12 protein-coding genes, 1 tRNA gene, 1 pseudogene and 1 riboswitch are annotated in these 16460 nt (G+C 60.5%); of the genes and pseudogenes, 4 read left to right on the forward strand and 10 right to left on the reverse strand.

Annotated elements, in window-relative coordinates; all coding sequences use genetic code 11:
- Nucleotides 1-18: 18 nt before the first annotated feature.
- Complete coding sequence (locus F1563_RS08850; protein ID WP_308479243.1) at nucleotides 19-1404, reverse strand: polysaccharide deacetylase family protein; 1386 nt, start codon at nucleotides 1402-1404, stop codon at nucleotides 19-21.
- Here F1563_RS08850 and F1563_RS08855 point away from each other — a divergent pair.
- On the forward strand, nucleotides 1319-1498 hold the full coding sequence (locus tag F1563_RS08855; protein ID WP_002528162.1) for a hypothetical protein: 180 nt from the start codon (nucleotides 1319-1321) through the stop codon (nucleotides 1496-1498). The two genes, F1563_RS08850 and F1563_RS08855, sit on opposite strands and share 86 nt — an antisense overlap.
- A gap of 233 nt (nucleotides 1499-1731) precedes the next feature.
- Here the strand turns inward: F1563_RS08855 and F1563_RS08860 are convergent, their stop codons facing one another.
- From F1563_RS08860 to F1563_RS08885, 6 genes are all read right to left on the reverse strand, one after another.
- A complete protein-coding gene (locus F1563_RS08860; RefSeq protein WP_002528161.1) occupies nucleotides 1732-2649 on the reverse strand; it encodes a permease in 918 nt (305 codons plus the stop codon).
- Nucleotides 2646-3509 carry a TIGR03943 family putative permease subunit gene (locus tag F1563_RS08865; RefSeq protein ID WP_002528160.1) on the reverse strand — a complete coding sequence of 288 codons (864 nt, stop codon included), beginning with the start codon at nucleotides 3507-3509 and terminating at the stop codon, nucleotides 2646-2648. Before F1563_RS08865 ends, F1563_RS08860 begins: the two co-directional genes overlap by 4 nt.
- On the reverse strand, nucleotides 3506-4996 hold the full coding sequence (locus F1563_RS08870; protein ID WP_036958366.1) for a polysaccharide deacetylase family protein: 1491 nt from the start codon (nucleotides 4994-4996) through the stop codon (nucleotides 3506-3508). The genes F1563_RS08865 and F1563_RS08870 overlap by 4 nt, the downstream gene beginning before the upstream one ends.
- A 161-nt stretch (nucleotides 4997-5157) precedes the next feature.
- Entirely contained in the window at nucleotides 5158-6282 is a 1125-nt protein-coding gene (locus tag F1563_RS08875; protein ID WP_002528158.1) for an alpha/beta hydrolase, read from the reverse strand.
- 268 nt (nucleotides 6283-6550) lie between these two features.
- Complete coding sequence (locus F1563_RS08880) at nucleotides 6551-7111, reverse strand: hypothetical protein (RefSeq protein ID WP_002528157.1); 561 nt, start codon at nucleotides 7109-7111, stop codon at nucleotides 6551-6553.
- Between the two features lie 329 nt (nucleotides 7112-7440).
- Nucleotides 7441-7523 (reverse strand) — tRNA-Leu (locus F1563_RS08885).
- A 139-nt stretch (nucleotides 7524-7662) separates the two neighbouring features.
- On the opposite strand from F1563_RS08885, the gene F1563_RS08890 reads away from it, so the two are divergent.
- Nucleotides 7663-8361, forward strand: coding sequence for a hypothetical protein (locus tag F1563_RS08890; RefSeq protein WP_002528156.1), 699 nt, complete (start codon nucleotides 7663-7665; stop codon nucleotides 8359-8361).
- Nucleotides 8362-8366: 5 nt separating this feature from the next.
- Here the strand turns inward: F1563_RS08890 and F1563_RS08895 are convergent.
- Nucleotides 8367-9430: pseudogene (locus F1563_RS08895) on the reverse strand (cutinase family protein).
- A 237-nt stretch (nucleotides 9431-9667) separates the two neighbouring features.
- Nucleotides 9668-10129 carry a YbhB/YbcL family Raf kinase inhibitor-like protein gene (locus F1563_RS08900; RefSeq protein ID WP_002528153.1) on the reverse strand — a complete coding sequence of 154 codons (462 nt, stop codon included), beginning with the start codon at nucleotides 10127-10129 and terminating at the stop codon, nucleotides 9668-9670.
- A 183-nt stretch (nucleotides 10130-10312) separates the two neighbouring features.
- Nucleotides 10313-10506, forward strand: a riboswitch (cobalamin riboswitch).
- A 76-nt stretch (nucleotides 10507-10582) separates the two neighbouring features.
- On the opposite strand from F1563_RS08900, the gene F1563_RS08905 reads away from it, so the two are divergent.
- Both F1563_RS08905 and nrdG read left to right on the forward strand, forming a co-directional pair.
- Nucleotides 10583-12925, forward strand: coding sequence for an anaerobic ribonucleoside triphosphate reductase (locus tag F1563_RS08905; protein ID WP_069181735.1), 2343 nt, complete (start codon nucleotides 10583-10585; stop codon nucleotides 12923-12925).
- On the forward strand, nucleotides 12922-13416 hold the full coding sequence (gene nrdG, locus F1563_RS08910) for an anaerobic ribonucleoside-triphosphate reductase activating protein (RefSeq protein ID WP_002528151.1): 495 nt from the start codon (nucleotides 12922-12924) through the stop codon (nucleotides 13414-13416). Before F1563_RS08905 ends, nrdG begins: the two co-directional genes overlap by 4 nt.
- 323 nt (nucleotides 13417-13739) lie before the next feature.
- Here the strand turns inward: nrdG and F1563_RS08915 are convergent, their stop codons facing one another.
- Nucleotides 13740-16331, reverse strand: a complete 2592-nt coding sequence (locus F1563_RS08915; RefSeq protein WP_002528150.1) for a DEAD/DEAH box helicase — start codon at nucleotides 16329-16331, stop codon at nucleotides 13740-13742.
- Nucleotides 16332-16460 lie beyond the last annotated feature (129 nt).

The following is a 16460-nucleotide window of genomic DNA, read 5'->3' on the forward strand; positions in this document are numbered from 1 at the left end:
GTGGGTGATGCGCTGTGATCAGTTGTGACAGCCGAATCCACTCTGGTTGACGGCAGTGCCACGGCAGTAAACCTTGCCGGCTTCGAGGCCACCAGTATTGACGGTCAGCTCGGAGACGGTGACGAGGGTGATGCCCTTGTGGCGGAGCGCCTCGATCAACCCGCTGGTCGCGTCAGCCGTTGACGAATAGGTGTCGTGCAGCACGATGATTGGCTGGGTGTAGGTGGTGGCGTACTGCGTCACCGCCTTGGTGATCTTGCCAGCGTCACGGCTCTGCCAGTCGTTGGAATCGGCTGCCCAGTTGACCATCGCCAGATTCTGTTTTGCCATCGCGACATCGACCCGCTCGTTGTGTGCACCATACGGCGGACGGAAGAGCATCGTCGGACGTCCGGTGAGCTTGCTTAGGGCATTGACGGCATTGGTGATCTCGGTTGTGCGGCCTTGGGGCCCGAGCTTCGTCAGGGTTTGGTTACTGGCCGAGTGGCTGCCAACCTCGAAACCAGAGCCGGCCAGCAATGTGGTGGTGTCGGGGTGGTTGTCGACGTTGGTGCCGAGCTGGAAGAAGGTCGCAGCGGCCTTCGCGTGAGTAAAACCGTCAATAACTTTCAGAGTCGTATCAGCGGGTCCGTCGTCATAGGTTAGGGCTACACAGTGTTCGACGATGCAATCGACACCAATTGCCGTCGAGGGGTGAGCCGGTGTACCGCTTGTCTTGATGGCCGGATCGTCCGGGAGCGGTTTGGAGTTTGGGGAATCTGCTGGCTTCGGGCTCGCCTTGAGTTTGGTAAACCATGTCGTATCCGTTGACGGGGTACCGGTGAAAGACGTCGGGTGTAGCGAGGCACCGAGGGCCTTCTGGCCAAGCCCACTGAGCATCGGAGAGACGGCCTTGGAATCGATGAGAACAGTGCGTTGAACGCTATCGATGGCTCCCGCTGGAAACCTCACAAGTAGGTCTCCCTTGGAGTCAAATGACAGCGCGGGCCCGGTGCCGTAGGGGGCTTGCGGTTGCTGGAGGGCTGCCTCGGCTTTCCTGCCGTTTAAGCCATCGTCATTGGCAGACTTAACAACTTCCTGGCTGAACTTCGGCCAACTGGGCCACGAAATGAGGGCATTCGCCGACAGGGTCTGCTTCATCGTGGCGTCGTACCACAGTGTCGTCGTGGACTTGGAGGCTGTGTTGCCCTTCTTCACTTCAGTTTGTAACTCGACTCCAAGCAGGTCAGTCGTTGAGGAAGTGAAATGACCGGTCATAGTGACCTTCGTCGCTGAATCCCATGCAGCGCTGCGCAAGGTGCGCTCCCGAACCACTTCAATGGCCTGGCTGAGATTGCGGGCGGTGGTGACGGTCGGCACCTTGATTGAGATGTCTGACGGTTTTTGGAAGGAAGTCGATGTCATCGACGCCCCCGAGACGTTGTCGGTGGCCACGGACGTTGACTTCGTGGTTGAGCGGGTGTCCGAGGGTGAGGAGTCGGGGTTCCCGTCGTCGTGAGAGCAGGCTCCAAGTGGGAGCAGGGCGATTAAAGCGATAGCCAGGGCTCGAATCGAGCGACGCGGGGAGGCACTCACGGTTCATAGATTAAGGCCCTCTTCAAGCAAGGAAGAATTACAACGCCGGTTGTCGGCAACATTCTGGGAGAGTTCTTCGGATTCTCAGATGACCGGCGCCGTGGGTGCGCATGCTGCCATTGGCGGGTCTCGGCGGTGGTCATCAGTGCAGATTAATTACGAGGGAAAGATGAGAGTGCCGATAAAGATTGCTGAGATGAAGCAGCAGCACACCGCCAACGGGACGAACCGCTTGAGGAATCCCGCACCGAAGGCCCCGCCCTCCATAGCCAAAAGTTTGACGTCGATGACCGGTCCGATTGCCAGGAAGGCTAGCTGAGCGGTGGGAGAGAAGCTCGTCAAGGAGACGGCCATGAAGGCGTCAGCTTCCGAGCACAGCGCGACGATGACGGCCAACAGGCTCAGTACTGCTGCCTCCACTAAGACGTTGGCCGTCAAAGCCTGCATCCAGGCAATCGGAACACAAACCTTGACAGTGGCAGCGATAGCTGCGCCAATGACGAGAAAGCCGCAGGATTGGATGAAATCGTGAGTCAGTTCGTTGCGGAAGGTCTCGGCCATCGCGGACATAGTGCGCGGCTGGTGGTCGTGCAGTCCGCAGGCCTCTCCGCAGACAGATTCTGCATCATCAACTCCACGGAGAGGACGGCCGAGCCAGATCCATCCCAAACCAATAAGGATGGCCGCTAATAATCCCGCTATGAACCGCGCTACCGCCATCCGAGGATTGACGGTATAAGCGATCGCGGTGGCTGTAATGACGACCGGGTTGATGGCCGGGGAAGCCACCATGAAGGTGAGAGCCGCGGCTGTCGGCACGCCGGCCCTGACCAGAGACCTGGTCGTGGGCACCGAGGCACACTCGCATGCGGGAAGAGCAATGCCAGCAAGCCCCGCGACCGCTACGGCCAAGGCGGTGCGACGCGGCAGGAAACGGGCCAGAGTCTGCGGTTTGAGGAAGGCTGTCAGGGTCGACGAAATGATCGTCCCGAGGAGCAGAAAAGGCACGGCCTGTAGCCATATGCCGATGAAGATCACGAGCCAGGCATTGACTTGGGGCGGCAGTTCGCTCATATGTATGGGTTCTCCGGGGCCGGGATCGTGTCGATGCGATTCACCTTGAATCGAGTGTCGCCGTTGGGGGAACTCGGCAGGTACGTCCCGGTGACGCGGATCCATGAGCCGCCGGCGGGACGAGACGGGGCTCCCACCATCGTCGTCATGAAGGGCAGTGCGTCGGCCACGCAGCACCACATCTTGAGTCGGGCCAGCACCCAGGCGTGGTTTGGGTCTTCCGGGGCGGCACTGGCAAAGCCGATCATCGTCAGCTTTCTGCCCTTGAGCGTGGCGATGCCGCGGGGATCGTCGGCCCGTTGCACGTAGCCGTAGACGGTGAGTTCGGCCGGATTGCCCTTGAGAGCAGGCCATTGAGCAGGCGGTGGTCCCATTGGGCCGTTGCGGTCAGACCCGACGTTGTCGCCGCCGTTGTCATACCCGCCGACGGTTTTTCCGGTCTTGGGATCGACGGCTACCGGGGGTACCGACGTGGGGGCCTTTGGTACACCGTCATTCCACGAGCTCGTGGTCGCCGACCCTGACGGCCTGGTCCCTCGTACTGCAGGACGATAGCTCGCCGCACCGAGCAGGGTTAGTGGCTCCAGCGGGACGAATAACCCGAGGGTTACGGGGGCGACGATGAGCAGCCCGATTCGGGCACGATGGTGCCCCATAATGTTCGGGTGATGGAATGCGCGGGCCAGGGTCCACAGGCCCATGGCCGTCAGGACCGGGGACGTAATCCACAGCAGGGTCGTGATAATGCTGCCGACGAACAGATGCACCCGGCCGCTGAGCAGCAGTTGGAATCCAAGTGCGGCACAGGCCAGCAGTGCGAAGCCTTCCATGGCTGTGCGCACTCCCGGTTTGATGCTCATCCCTTGCAGTTGTAGCCGTTTTGGGGCTTGACCGTTCCATTGCAGTAAGCGTGACCGGCCTGGTAGCCCCCGGTGTTGAGGGAGATTTCACTGACGCTGACGATCGTCTTGCCCTTGGCCTCAAGATCTTTATAGATCTGAGGGGCAGCATCGATGGATGCCTTCTGGATGTCGTGTTCAAGGACGATGGGTGCGGTATACGGCAGCGCAGTCATGACGTTCTTGTACGTCATTCCGGGGTTGCGGTTTTTCCAGTCCTCACTGTCAATCTGCCATTGTATAATCGCCATGCCGTTTTCTTTGGCGATTTCGTCGACGATGCCGTTGTGAGCACCGTAGGGTGGACGGAACAACAGCGGAGTGGCCCCGGTGAAATCCTTGATGAGTTGCGAGTTGTGCTCCAGCTCATGATGGATGCGGTTTGGAGTCTTCACCGGAAGATTTGGATGGGTGACGGTGTGGTTGCCGATCTCCATACCGGCGGCAGCCACCTTCTGGGCTGTGTTCGGGAAGGCTGTGATGCTGTTGCCCATCTCGAAGAAGGTGATGGACAACTTGAATTTCTTGATGGTGCTGAGCAGTTGTGGGGTCATGGCGCTGGGGCCATCGTCATAGGTGACGGCGACGCAATGCAGCACCCGACAATCTGGGCCGACGGCCGTCGACGGGCGGGCAGTTGTGGCTGTTTTGAGGGATTTGTCTGCGGGCTGGGAGGTAGTTCCAGTGAACTTACCGGGGGCCATTGAGGCTTTCTGGGCCTGGGTGCCGAAGGTGCTGAGCATTCCCTTCGCCTTGTCACTGGGGACGACGAGGGTGACGGGGTTATCGGTGACGACCCCGGATGCAAAGCTGGCTACAATGTCACCGTTGTGGTCAAAGCCTAGGGCGGGGCCGTTGCCGTACGGGGCTGACTTCGCCTTGGTGGCCGCGGCGATTTTGCCGCCATCGAGAGATTGATTTTTGCCGGCATCCTGCAGCGCCGTCGTCAGGTTGGCCCACTGGTCAGCGTTGATGAGGGCGGGGGAAGAGTAGGACTGCTTGGCGGCGGCGGAGTACCAGACGGTTGCCGGGATCGTCTGTTTTTTACCGCCAATGGTGGTGGTGTTCGTTACTAGCACGCCCAAGGCTGCGTCACTGGACGCAATGATCTGGGAGGTGACGTTAACGTCAGAAGCGTTCTGCTGCCAGGAGTCGCGCAGCATGCGCCCTTTGATGACCTCCACTGCGGTGCTGAGGTTCCGTGCCTTCGCGAAGCGTGGGAAGGTGGCTTTGACTCTCTCGGGGCGGGCATTAAAGGTGATGTCCGTTGCCCCGGCTTGAGCGGCTGAAATCTTCGCCAAAGTGGCGTGTGGTGCACCAGAAGTGGAGGAACCGCCAGACTGACTGGGATTCTTCGCATCGCCATGGGAGGAGCAGGCGCTGAGCGCTAGGCAGGCCGTGAGTGCGACGGCTGTGACCCGCAGAGGAAGGTTAGGTTTCAGCAACATGAGGGAGACCTTACCTCGTATGTTTGACTCACCGAAACAATGATGAGCGGGTCGTGGTGACTGATGGTGATTTGTCACTTACCTAATGATCGCATAACGGTAGCGGCTGAACCCAAGGAATATTTGGGCTCAGCCGCTATCAGGACACCGTTGAATAGTGCTCACTTGTTGTGAGCGTTGATCCAGTTGATGATCGTGTCGTCAACCTGATCTTTGACGGGCTCGTTGATGGTTTCGTGCATCAGACCTTCCCACTCGATGATCTTTTTGTCCTTAGAGCCAATCGCGTTGTACCAGTTGACGTCGAAGTACGCTGGGACAATGCCGTCGTTGGCGCCGTGCATGATGAGGGTCGGTTCGGTGAAGGACGGAGCGTTAAAGATGTTGTACACCTGTCCGACGCCCATCTGCTTGACCATGCCGAGGCTCATGTACTTATTGTTGAGGGGATCCTTCTTGTAGTCCTCAATGACGGCCGGGTCGGTGCAGACGCCGTTCGCCAGTGGATTCTTGAACTGGATGAAAGCCTCGACGATGGTCGAGGGCAGGTGGATCGCCTTTGGGTTGTGTATGGCCTGGGTAAGCAGAATGCCGTTGAAACTGGTGAGCTTGTCCATCGGCAGCTTCTGGCTGATGGTGGGCTTGGCATTCTTCTCGGCATCGGTGAGGTCATGGGCGGTGATCTTCTCCGGACCCTCGGTGTCGCGGCCCCACGGGTTGATAGCGATGCCGCCGCCATTGCTGACGATGCCATTAACGGTTCCCGGGTACTTGACGCCGTAGGACTGGACCGCGAAGCTCCCCATGGAGTGCCCGAAGAGAAAGACCTTCTTACCTTGGTTCTCGTTGTGGGCGATCTGCACAAACTGGTGGACGTCATTGACGAGGTTGTGCCAGTCGTCGATGTTGCCGCGCGGGATGTCGTTGTCGACATACGGACGGGCACTGCGTCCGTGTCCACGGTGGTCGAAGCGGTAGGTGGAGTAGCCGGCGTCATTGAGTCGCTTGGCTAGATAGTCGTAACGCCCGGAATGCTCCGCCGCACCGTGGACGATGACGACGGCCCCTTTGGCGTTCGGGATGATGTTCTTGCGGAAGAAGAGCTTCGTGTCCCAGTGGTCGGTGCTCGTGACGTAGCCAGTGATCAGCTTCGGTTGAGCGGAGACGGTGGCAACCGGCGCCGAGGAACTATTAGTGGCCAAGGCGGGAGCAGCCGCCATAGAAGCTCCCGTGATGGCCATGGTCCCGGCGATGGCCAGCGCACTCATTTTCTTTGTGAAAGTCATGTCCAAGCTCCTTTGCTGTGAGGTGGCTCGCCTTGTGGCTGTGCCGCAAGATTAAGCGCATTCGGGTCCATGTAGCTGAGCTGAAAGCGTGTGCATGTTCGAATTCGACCAAATGTGCGTGATCTACCAATGCTCTACGCACAACCGTGCTCAGGTCGTGGATAACCAAGTAACTGCAGCGGTGGGGCCGCGGGAGATTCCGCAGCCCCACCGGAACTGGATCAATGCAGGCGGTTGTCCGGTTGGGTCGGTTGTTGAAGTGGAAGGCTCAGTGAACCTGGCTGGCAGGAAGCCAAGCAGCGGACTGGAGATCGCCAAGCTGGCCGACATGCTGGATCTTCGGGGGCTGGCCCGGCCGGTTGATAATGAAGCAGGCCTTGGCGGCCTTAAGGTTGTTGACGATGTCCTGGGCGAGCGGTTTGAGATCGTCAAGGGCGGAAGTATCGCCGAATGCTTCACGGACGTTGTCGGTGACGATCTTGATGATCTTGGCGATGAGGGCGCCCTGGTGGACCAGCAAGGACGGATCCTTGAGGACAGCCTCAACGACGTCCTTGGCGGACTTCACGGCGACGGTCTTGGCCTTGGTGACCCCATCCTTGAGCAGGATCTTGGCGATCTTGGCCTCAATCTGGTGACGCTCCTGGGCATTGCGCTTGAGGCAGTCGAAGTCGATATGGATCGGGAGCTTCGACTTGTCGATGCTCGACTTAGTGGAGGAAATGGGAGCAGGAGCGGGATCGGCAGCGTAGGCCGGGGCGGCAATGAGGGCAGTACCAGTTGCGAGAGCGGCAACTGTACCAGCGGCGACGAGACGATTCTTGATCATGAGATGTCCTCTCTTGTGGTACTCGGCACCTGGTGGGGTGCTCGTGCCGGCTGTGTCCAGCTGACGTAGATAAGTAGGAAGCCGAGTTCTAACGGGTCCACCTGGCAAGCGGGTTACTGTACTTTCGTCTGCTTAAAAGGGCCGAATGGCTATTATGGTGGGCCGAGAGTATGGCCTAGTGACTTTGGAGAATCGCACAAGATCTGCGGTGAACGACCGCGGTCTCTCGCTGATGGATCACAGGAGCGGATGCACTCACACTTGACAACTGTGATCACAACGATTAAAGCCCCGAATCAAACCGCCGACTCGAGGCTCTCCATTCGTTGTGCGCGAGAGAGGAGTTGAACCTCCACGTCCCAAGGGACACTGGCACCTGAAGCCAGCGCGTCTGCCATTCCGCCACTCGCGCATCGGGCTCGCCTGACAAACCCAACTCAGAGACGGTAGCACGGAGATAACACGGAAGTGAAATCGACGGATTTCGTCTGCAGCGCGACACCGAGTCGGTGCGTATTATCTGTCAGGTGGCTACCGAGTAACCTTTCCCCGTGCTGTCTTTCCTCGCTGCGGCCTTCGCCCTCGGTGTCGCTGGCTTCGATCCGTTGGGATCCTTCGTGCTGTTGGCAGCACTTGGGCTCGGGGTCAGACGACGCGGCGTGGTCACTCTTCTCATAGCCTCGGTAGGGACCTCCGTCGTCTTCGGAATTGCCGGGGCGCTTGGCCTGGGGGTCCTGCTTACCCGGTTGGGTATCCATGGGTTCCACGTTCCCCACCTGGTTTGGGTGTGCCTAGTGGCCATCCTTGGTGTCGTGTTTGTTGCTTGGGCGGCATGGCGATTGCGTCCAGAGACAGCAACGAAGGACTTCGAGGGGGACACGTCTGCAGCGCCACGCTCGACGGCACCGGGAGCCCTGGCCGTCAGCGGTCTTCTGGTAGGGCTGTCGTCCCTCATCGACCCGGCGTTCTGGGCGATGATTGTGCATGCTGCCCATCTTCCGCATCAGAGCTGGGCGGTCGTCGAATCGCTGATCTGGGTCGTTTGTAGCCATAGTTTGCTGATCGTCCTGGTGATCGCGTATCTCATTGGCGGACCAGATCGCGTCGCTCGCATGGTGGCGAGTATCCGAGAGGATCACGCAGTGGCGGTCCATCGCGGTATTTCAGCTTTGCTGGCTGCTTTTGGTGTTGTTCTGCTGGCCGATGCTACTGGCGTCGTGCTTACGGGGCAGTGGTTCTTCGAGATCTAACCCGTTTAGCGCCAACGGCGGCGACGCTGACAACGCCGACCGGTACGCCCCAAGAGCCAGCCCGCCCCTAGCCCAGCAACACCGGCACCAACAGCCACCCCTATTTGAAGCGGTCCCCAGTTGCGAGTCGTCACTGTTATCGTCGACCCGTGAGGCAGGGGCGTCCCCTCGGCCTCAGCGGCACTGATGGCGTTAATACGCTGAGCAATGCGGTCCAACGACCCTTCCATGACTGTGCGGGTGTAGCCCATATGGATCGGACGGCCTTGATTGAGTTCGTCCTGCCAAGTCGACTGCAAAGTGAGGATGCGTGTGAGGGCCGGAGCGGTATCGCAGACCGGATCGCCCTTCATGCACACCGAATACGTTTCCGGATATGCCTCTGCTGGAATCGCAGCCCCTGCCTTCGCCATGTCGGCATCGAGGGCGTCCTGGTTGATGGAGTTTTGGCTTAGCCCAAGCGTCGCCTCAATGATGGCCCGCATCTGGGCGTCACGGTTGGCGCCCGGGGTGGCATTCGCGCGTTCACGCAGGTAGTAGAGGATGGCGGCCATTCCAATTGCTGACCGGCCCGCGTTCCCGCTGGCCTCCTGGACATTCTGACCGGGGTAAAGGTCGGGGTTTCCGGCCAGGATGGCGCCTGCTAACCGCTGCGGCGTGTCGGTCTGGGCGAGGGCTTGAGTGATGGCTTGGACCCCTTGGGAAAACCTGCGAGGACCACCCATTCCTTGGGGCATTGTTTCTTCTCGGCGTTAAGTAAGACGGTGAGTTTTTTGGCTCCCAGGGCGGCAGAGTCGAAGTATTCTGCAGAAGGCATCTGGGCGTCGAAAAGCAGGCCACTCATGGGTGCCTTCTGCAGGGTGTGGGGGTCCGCTGCTGGATAGTCCAAATACACCTGACGAACGGTTCCCCTGCCGCGCCACTTTTGGGCTAGGGCGTCACGGACTGACGTAATCGTGTCCCCGTAAGGTGGGGTCTCTCCTGATCCTCGTACGCCTACGAACATGACCGAGGCGCAGTCCATTTTCGAGGCCATGTCAGAGGACACCGGGGCAGAGTCCCAGCCCATCCCCGCTCCTGGGGTCACCTCGGCTGATGGTAGTGGGGTCGGAGCCTCACTGGCGTACGCGGTGCTGGTAGTTGTCGGGGTGGGGTTTAGTGGTGCGGCGCTGGCAGAAAGGGGCACCGAAAACAGACCACGGGGAATCAGGCCAAAGAGGGCGAGGAAGATGAGAAGTGCCTGCCGAAACCTCACAACCTTAGTCAAGCAGGTGCCGCGGACACTCGTGACACCTGCTCAGATAGCTCAGGACTGCTGGAACGTTCCGGTGATCGAGGCGGAGCCCAACTCAGTGGTGTGGATGGCGAAGCGCACCTGGACGTTAGCGGCGTCGTCGGGGATGTCCAGGTGCTCATTTGGCATGGCGTGGACAGTGTGGATGTAACGGTGAGCGGGGCCGGGAGGCGGACAGGCGCCGGAGTACCCATCCTCCTGGTAGTCATTGGTCCATTCGCGCACCCCGTCGGGCAGCGGGCCTCCCTCGTCAATGGAGGTGACGTTGGCTGGAATATCGGCGAGGATCCAGTGCCAGAAACCTGATCCGGTGGGAGCGTCGGGATCGTAGATGGTGATTGCGTACGACTTGGTGCCCTTCGGGCCGGGTGTCCAACTGAGCTGAGGGCTGACGTTCTTGCCGCCCGCATCGGCATGGGCGTGGGCCAACTCTATTGGCTGCCCCTCGGTAATGGATGTACTGGTGATCTCCATGGTCGTGTCCTTTCCCTAAGCGTGTGTCCATCATGCCAGCCATCTCTGCCGCCACAAGAAGGATGGCAAAGCGCGATTGTGTGCTGCTTTATGGCAACTTGAAGAGTCGCGTACAGGATTGCCACCAGCGGCGTATATACTTCATCTTGTGCTGGTTCCCATCTCCAGATACCAGATGTAGGGGTTAATCCTTCGTGTGGTGGTGATGGGAGGTAAGAGGGAATCCGGTGGGAGACCGGAACTGCCCCGCAGCGGTAATAGGGAACGACGGCGACACCACGCACTGGCCTTCCGGCTGGGAAGCATCGCTCGGTAGGAACCCGTCTGATGACGGAAAGCCCTGAAGTCCGAATACCTGCCAGTACCCGGGTCGGCGACCCGGTACGACAACGGGCGCGCGGGACGACCCGGGGCGATCCATGCTCCACCCGTGCGCTGCTTCGAGGAGTGAGCATGTCGACGATCGTTCAGACAGACGACCAGACCACTATTCAACATCGCGTAGTACCGACGTCCATCCGCAAACGTGACGGCAGGGTGATCCGCTTTGACTCGACGAAGATCGTCGAGGCTGTCCGCAAGGCATTTGTCGCCTGTGGGATTGACACCACCGAACGGCATGCGGCTGAGGTTGCCCTCGAGGTGATGTCCCGACTGAGCGAGATGGGCGAGGAGACCCCCGATGTTGAGGCCATCCAGGACCTCGTCGAGAAGACGCTCATGAACCAAGGACATGACGACGTCGCAAAGGCGTACATCCTGTACCGGCAGCGCCGCACTGTCGCTCGCGACCAGCAGTCGGCCTTGATGCGCACCCTGCGGGAGATCACCTTCGCGTCTGCTGAGGAGGCTGACGCCAAGCGGGAGAACGCCAACGTTGACGGCAACTCCGCTATGGGATCGATGCTGCGCTATGGCACCGAGTCGGCCAAGCAGTTCAACTTGCTCGAGGTGTTGGACCCTGCCCACGCCGCAGCGCACCGAGACGGGGATATCCACATCCACGACCTCGACTTCCTCACTCTGACGACCACCTGCTGCCAGATCAACCTCACCGACTTGTTCGAACACGGATTCTCCACCGGCCATGGTGTGCTGCGTGCCCCGCAGTCCATCGGGTCTTACGCAGCCCTAGCCTGCATCGCTATTCAATCCAACCAGAACGACCAGCATGGCGGTCAGGCGGTGCCGAACTTCGATCGAGATATGGCATCGGGTGTCGCTAAGACCTTTAGTCGCGCCGTCCAGACCAGTCTGACGAGGGCTTTCGAAGTTCTCGGGGGTGATGAAGGCAAGCTTGACGAGGTGCGGAAGGCAGCGTCCGTATGGACGTTGGAACCTGATGAGGCTGGTCTTGCAGCCGAGCGAGAGCAGGCTCGGCGGCTCTTCGCGGGACTCATTGACGACACCAATCGCCTCGCCAAGCGGATTCGTCGCCAGGCCATTGAAGAGACCCGACGTCAGACCTATCAGGCCATGGAGGCCCTTATCGCCAACCTCAACACCATGAACTCACGGGCCGGCGCACAGACGCCATTCTCGTCGATCAATTACGGCACCGACACCAGCCCTGAGGCGCGGATGGTGATGCGGTGTCTGTTGGAGGCTACCGAGGCCGGTCTGGGTGGCGGGGAGACCGCAATTTTCCCCATCCAGATCTTCCGGGTGCAGGCGGGAGTCAACCTCAACCCGGGCGATCCCAACTACGACCTATTCCGCTTGGCCTGCCGGGTGAGCGCCAAGCGGCTGTTCCCGAACTTCTCCTTCCAGGACGCCCCCTTCAACGCCGAGTACTACCGTCCCGGCCGCCCCGAGACCGAAATCGCGTACATGGGTTGCCGTACGCGTGTGATGTCGAACGTCCATGACCCGTCAAGAGCCCAGACATGGGGACGGGGAAACCTATCGTTCACATCGATCAACCTGCCGAGACTGGCTATCGAGACCCATCACGACGTCGAAGCTTTCTTTGCCTCTTACGACCGGATGATCGATCTGGTCATCGATCAGTTGCTCGACCGTCTCAAGATCCAGTCCCGCAAACTGGTGCGCAATTTTCCCTTCCTCATGGGCCAAGGGGTATGGATCGACTCCGAAAGGCTGTCTGCTGACGATTCCGTCGCCGAGATGCTCAAACACGGGACGCTGTCGGTGGGATTCATAGGGCTGGCCGAGACGCTTACGGCGTTGATCGGCGTCCACCACGGGGAGTCGGAAGAGGCGCAACAACTCGGCTTGCGGATCGTTGGGCATTTGCGTGAACGCATGGATGAGGCTGCTGAACGCACCGGCCTGAACTTCTCGGCCTTGGCCACCCCGGCCGAAGGGTTGTCGGGGCGGTTCGTCCGAATCGACCGGCAGCGCTACGGGTCCATCCCCGGCGTCACCGACCGCGAGTACTACACGAACAGCTTCCATGTGCCGGTCTGGCACCACATTGGTGCCGCCGACAAGATCGCCATCGAGGCTCCCTATCACGCTTTGACCAATGGAGGCCATATCTCCTACGTCGAGTTATCAGGGGATCCAGCACGCAACGTCGACGCTTTCGTGGCGATTGTGCGACACATGGCGGTCAGTGGCATCGGATACGGATCTATCAACCATCCTGTCGACCGGGACCCACAGTGTGGATATACGGGGATTATTGATGACGAATGCCCCAGGTGCGGACGGACTGAAGAATCTGGCCCCTTTGACCGGATCCGGCGCATCACTGGATATCTCGTGGGCACGTTGGATCGTTTCAACGACGCCAAGCGCGCCGAGGTCAGAGATCGCGTCAAGCACGGATGAGGATTGCCGGGATTGAGCCGGAGTCGATCGTCGATGGCCCCGGCATCCGCTTCGCGGTCTTTGCGCAGGGGTGCCCATTGCAGTGCTCAGGGTGCCACAACCCGGGCACCTGGGACCCTTGCGGTGGGCGGGAGGTTGACGTCAAGGAGATCATTGCTGCCATGAGGTCGTCGGTCCTGGCCAACGGCCTGACCTTGTCCGGGGGTGAGGCGAGTCGTCAGCCTGGTGATTGTGCGCGGTTGGCCCGTGCCGCCCACGAGATGGAATGGGACGTGTGGGCGTGGTCCGGGTATACCGTCGAGGCGTTGATAAGGCAGGCGCGTCGTGACGCTGACTTGGCCGACATGCTGGACCAGATCGACGTCCTGGTTGACGGCCCCTTCCAGCTCACCCATCGCACCCTCACCCTGCCGTGGCGGGGAAGTAGTAACCAGCGAATAATCGACGTCCCTGCCACTCTGCGAGTCGGACGGGCCGTGGAAACCCTGTGAGCTCGGGTGTTTTTTGAGTGGTTGGAGGGTTCGGCCTGAATGTTCCAGCCATAAAGAGCCAGCGCCTCCGACCAGGAACCCTCTGTAGTGGTCACAGGTAAGGGCGAGTAAATCGATCAAAGGGATCTTTTCTTGCCGCTGAGATGGTGTAGAGACTGAGGACTCCGATCTGTTACCCTCGAGACGAGGACCCCGGAACGATCACTGGTTTCCATATCGCCGGGGTTACGTCATGTCGGGGCACATCAGCCGTGGACGCAGTCATTGCAGCCAGAGATGACGGGCTGCGGATGGGGCGCCGCGTGTCGTGAGGAGCGGCGAGCTCAGTCCAGCCGGGTGAACGCTCTGGTCCGCAGCACCAGGTCGTCGGCTTCGTCACACTCGTCAAGGTCGACGGTTGCGGTGATTGCCCAGTCGTGGTTGCCGGCTGGATCGTCGATGATCTGACGAACTAGCCAGATCCGGCTGTCGTGTCGCCCTGACTCCTGCTCGATCATGAACAAACCGGAGGTGCGGGCGTCGGGCCCGTCATTGATCTCGTCGTGTTCATCCCAGTAGTCGCCAAGGGTGTCCTCCCAGGCGGCGGTCGTCATGGCCGATCCTTCGGGCTCGGCGGCTCCTAAGGCCTTGAAGTCGTCGTCGGCGGCCAGGATGACCTTGCGGAACATCGCATTGCGCACCATGACGGTGAAAGCACGCTGGTTAGCGGTGAAAGTCCGCACCGGACGGACTTCCTCGGGCCCCTCGTCGACGGGATGGGTGAGCTCCTCCCACTCGTCGATGAGGGAGGAATCGATGGAGCGCACGACCTCGCCTAGCCACGAGATGACGTCGGACAGTTCGTCGGTGCGCTCGGTTTCCGGCACCGTTTGGCGCAGTGCTCGGTAGGCGTCAGTGAGATAGCGCAACACCAACCCCTCACTGCGTTGCACTTTGTAGTGGGCGCAGAATTCACCGAAAGTCATAGCGCGTTCGTACATGTCGCGCACTACCGACTTGGGCTGCAGGGCGTCCGCCGGGATCCACGGGTGACTCGGGGCGAAGATCTCGAACAGGGCGTCCAGGATGTCTTCGAGGGGGCGGGGCCATTCGATCTCCTCGACGGCCGCCATCCGGTCCTCGTAGTCGTAGCCTTCCTCCTTCATCCGCGCGATGGCCTCACCGCGGGCGGAGTGCTGTTGGGCGATGAGGATGGTCATCGGGTTGTCGAGGGTGGCTTCGATGACACTGACGACGTCAAGGGCGTGACTGGGGGAATCCGGGTCGAGGGTGGCGACGGCCTCGCTGGCGAAGGCAGACAGCGGTTGGTTGAGTGCGAAATCGTCCTGCAGGGCCTCGTTCATGGCGAATTTGCGGCCGCCGGGGGTGGGCTCGTCGAGGCGGTGGATGACGTCGGAGTGCAACAGGGATATCCCGATCTGGACGGCCCGGCGGTAGAGGCGGCGTCGTTCGGCAACGACCGAGGTGGCGGCCTCGACGAGGTGCTGGACGGCCTGGGCGGTGTCTTCGTCGCGCTGCAACAAGTTGAGTAGCATCGCCTCGGTGATCTTCATGCGGGCATGGAGGGTTTCCGGGGCGGACTCGATAAGCTTGGTGAAAGTTTCCTCGGAGTAGTTGACGAATCCCTCTGGCGGTTTGTGACGTTGTACCTTGCGACGCTTCTTGGGGTCATCACCTGCCTTGGCAAGAGCTTTCTGGTTAGCGATGACGTGCTCGGGTGCTTGCGCAACGACGTAACCGAGGGTATCGAATCCGGCACGTCCGGCTCTCCCGGCGATCTGGTGGAACTCCCGAGACTTGAGGACGCGGGTGCGTCGACCGTCAAACTTCGTCAGAGACGTGAACATGACGGTGCGGATCGGCACATTAATCCCGACGCCGAGAGTGTCGGTGCCGCAGATGACCTTGAGTTTGCCCTGCTGGGCGAGAGTCTCGACGAGGCGGCGGTACTTTGGCAGCATCCCCGCGTGATGCACGCCGATCCCGGCGGTGATGAACTTGCGCACCGTCGATCCGAACCCTTTCGCGAAGCGAAAATCGGCGATCTCAGCGGCGATGTCGTGGCGTTCCTCGGTGGTCACCAGCTTCGTCGACGTCATGGACTGGGCACGTTCCAAGGCCTGCTTCTGGGAGGGGTGGACGATGTAGACCGGGGCCTTCTGATCGGCTACAAGTTCCTCGATGGTCTCGTGATCGGGCTTCATAGACCACGAATATTCCAGCGGGACGGGTCGGACGACCCCAGTGATGACGCCGGTGGGGCGCCCTGTGGCAGCTGTCAGGCCAGCGGAGAGGTCAGAGACGTCACCAAGCGTGGCGCTCATAATGATCTGTTGGGCCTGGGGAAGCTCGGACAGTGGCACTTGCCAGGCCCAGCCGCGGTCAGGGTCGCCGATGAAGTGAAATTCGTCCATGACGACCTGGTCGATGCTGGCGTGACGGCCATCGCGTAGAGCAATGTTCGCGAGGATCTCGGCGGTGCAGCAGATGATGGGGGCGTCGGCGTTGACCGAGGCGTCCCCGGTGACCATACCGACGTTGGTGGCCCCGAAGATCTCGCAGAGGTTGAAGAACTTTTCGCTGACGAGAGCCTTGATGGGGGCGGTGTAGTAGGAGCGTCCGCCGGCTGCGACGCACGCGAAGTGGGCGGCGGTGGCGATGAGGGATTTCCCGGATCCGGTTGGGGTGGTGACGATGACGTGGTTTCCCGACAGGATTTCGAGGATTGCCTCTTCTTGGTGCTCATACATTGAGATACCGTCGGCAGCGACGGCGCGTTCGAGGTGGTCCAGTGCCATGCCGGCATTGAGGGGACGGGCACCGGGGGAGTCCCAACCCGGTCGACGCTCCGCGCGGTCGGTGGTAACAGGGACGTAACCGTCGACCATGTCGTCAAGGGCTTCGGCCAGTCGCACGGTGTCTCCTTGGGGTCGGGCGGTTCGAGAGGTTTGTGTCCAATATAATGGTGGCTTCCGACGAGGTTGGTGGTCTTGAATACACACTGCGGGCCCCGAGGCGCCTCGGGGCCCGCAGTGACTTGAAGG

The organism is Cutibacterium modestum, assembly GCF_008326345.1.
GTDB classification, from domain to species: domain Bacteria; phylum Actinomycetota; class Actinomycetes; order Propionibacteriales; family Propionibacteriaceae; genus Cutibacterium; species Cutibacterium modestum.

What these genes read in the sequence shown, in the direction of transcription:
- F1563_RS08855 (WP_002528162.1), top strand. Translation starts at nt 1,319, where the DNA reads ATGGCCTGGCTGAGATTGCGGGCGGTGGTGACGGTCGGCACCTTGATT.
- F1563_RS08850 (WP_308479243.1), bottom strand. Translation starts at nt 1,404, where the DNA reads ATGACATCGACTTCCTTCCAAAAACCGTCAGACATCTCAATCAAGGTG.
- F1563_RS08860 (WP_002528161.1), bottom strand. Translation starts at nt 2,649, where the DNA reads ATGAGCGAACTGCCGCCCCAAGTCAATGCCTGGCTCGTGATCTTCATC.
- F1563_RS08865 (WP_002528160.1), bottom strand. Translation starts at nt 3,509, where the DNA reads ATGAGCATCAAACCGGGAGTGCGCACAGCCATGGAAGGCTTCGCACTG.
- F1563_RS08870 (WP_036958366.1), bottom strand. Translation starts at nt 4,996, where the DNA reads ATGTTGCTGAAACCTAACCTTCCTCTGCGGGTCACAGCCGTCGCACTC.
- F1563_RS08875 (WP_002528158.1), bottom strand. Translation starts at nt 6,282, where the DNA reads ATGACTTTCACAAAGAAAATGAGTGCGCTGGCCATCGCCGGGACCATG.
- F1563_RS08880 (WP_002528157.1), bottom strand. Translation starts at nt 7,111, where the DNA reads ATGATCAAGAATCGTCTCGTCGCCGCTGGTACAGTTGCCGCTCTCGCA.
- F1563_RS08900 (WP_002528153.1), bottom strand. Translation starts at nt 10,129, where the DNA reads ATGGAGATCACCAGTACATCCATTACCGAGGGGCAGCCAATAGAGTTG.
- F1563_RS08905 (WP_069181735.1), top strand. Translation starts at nt 10,583, where the DNA reads ATGTCGACGATCGTTCAGACAGACGACCAGACCACTATTCAACATCGC.
- nrdG (WP_002528151.1), top strand. Translation starts at nt 12,922, where the DNA reads ATGAGGATTGCCGGGATTGAGCCGGAGTCGATCGTCGATGGCCCCGGC.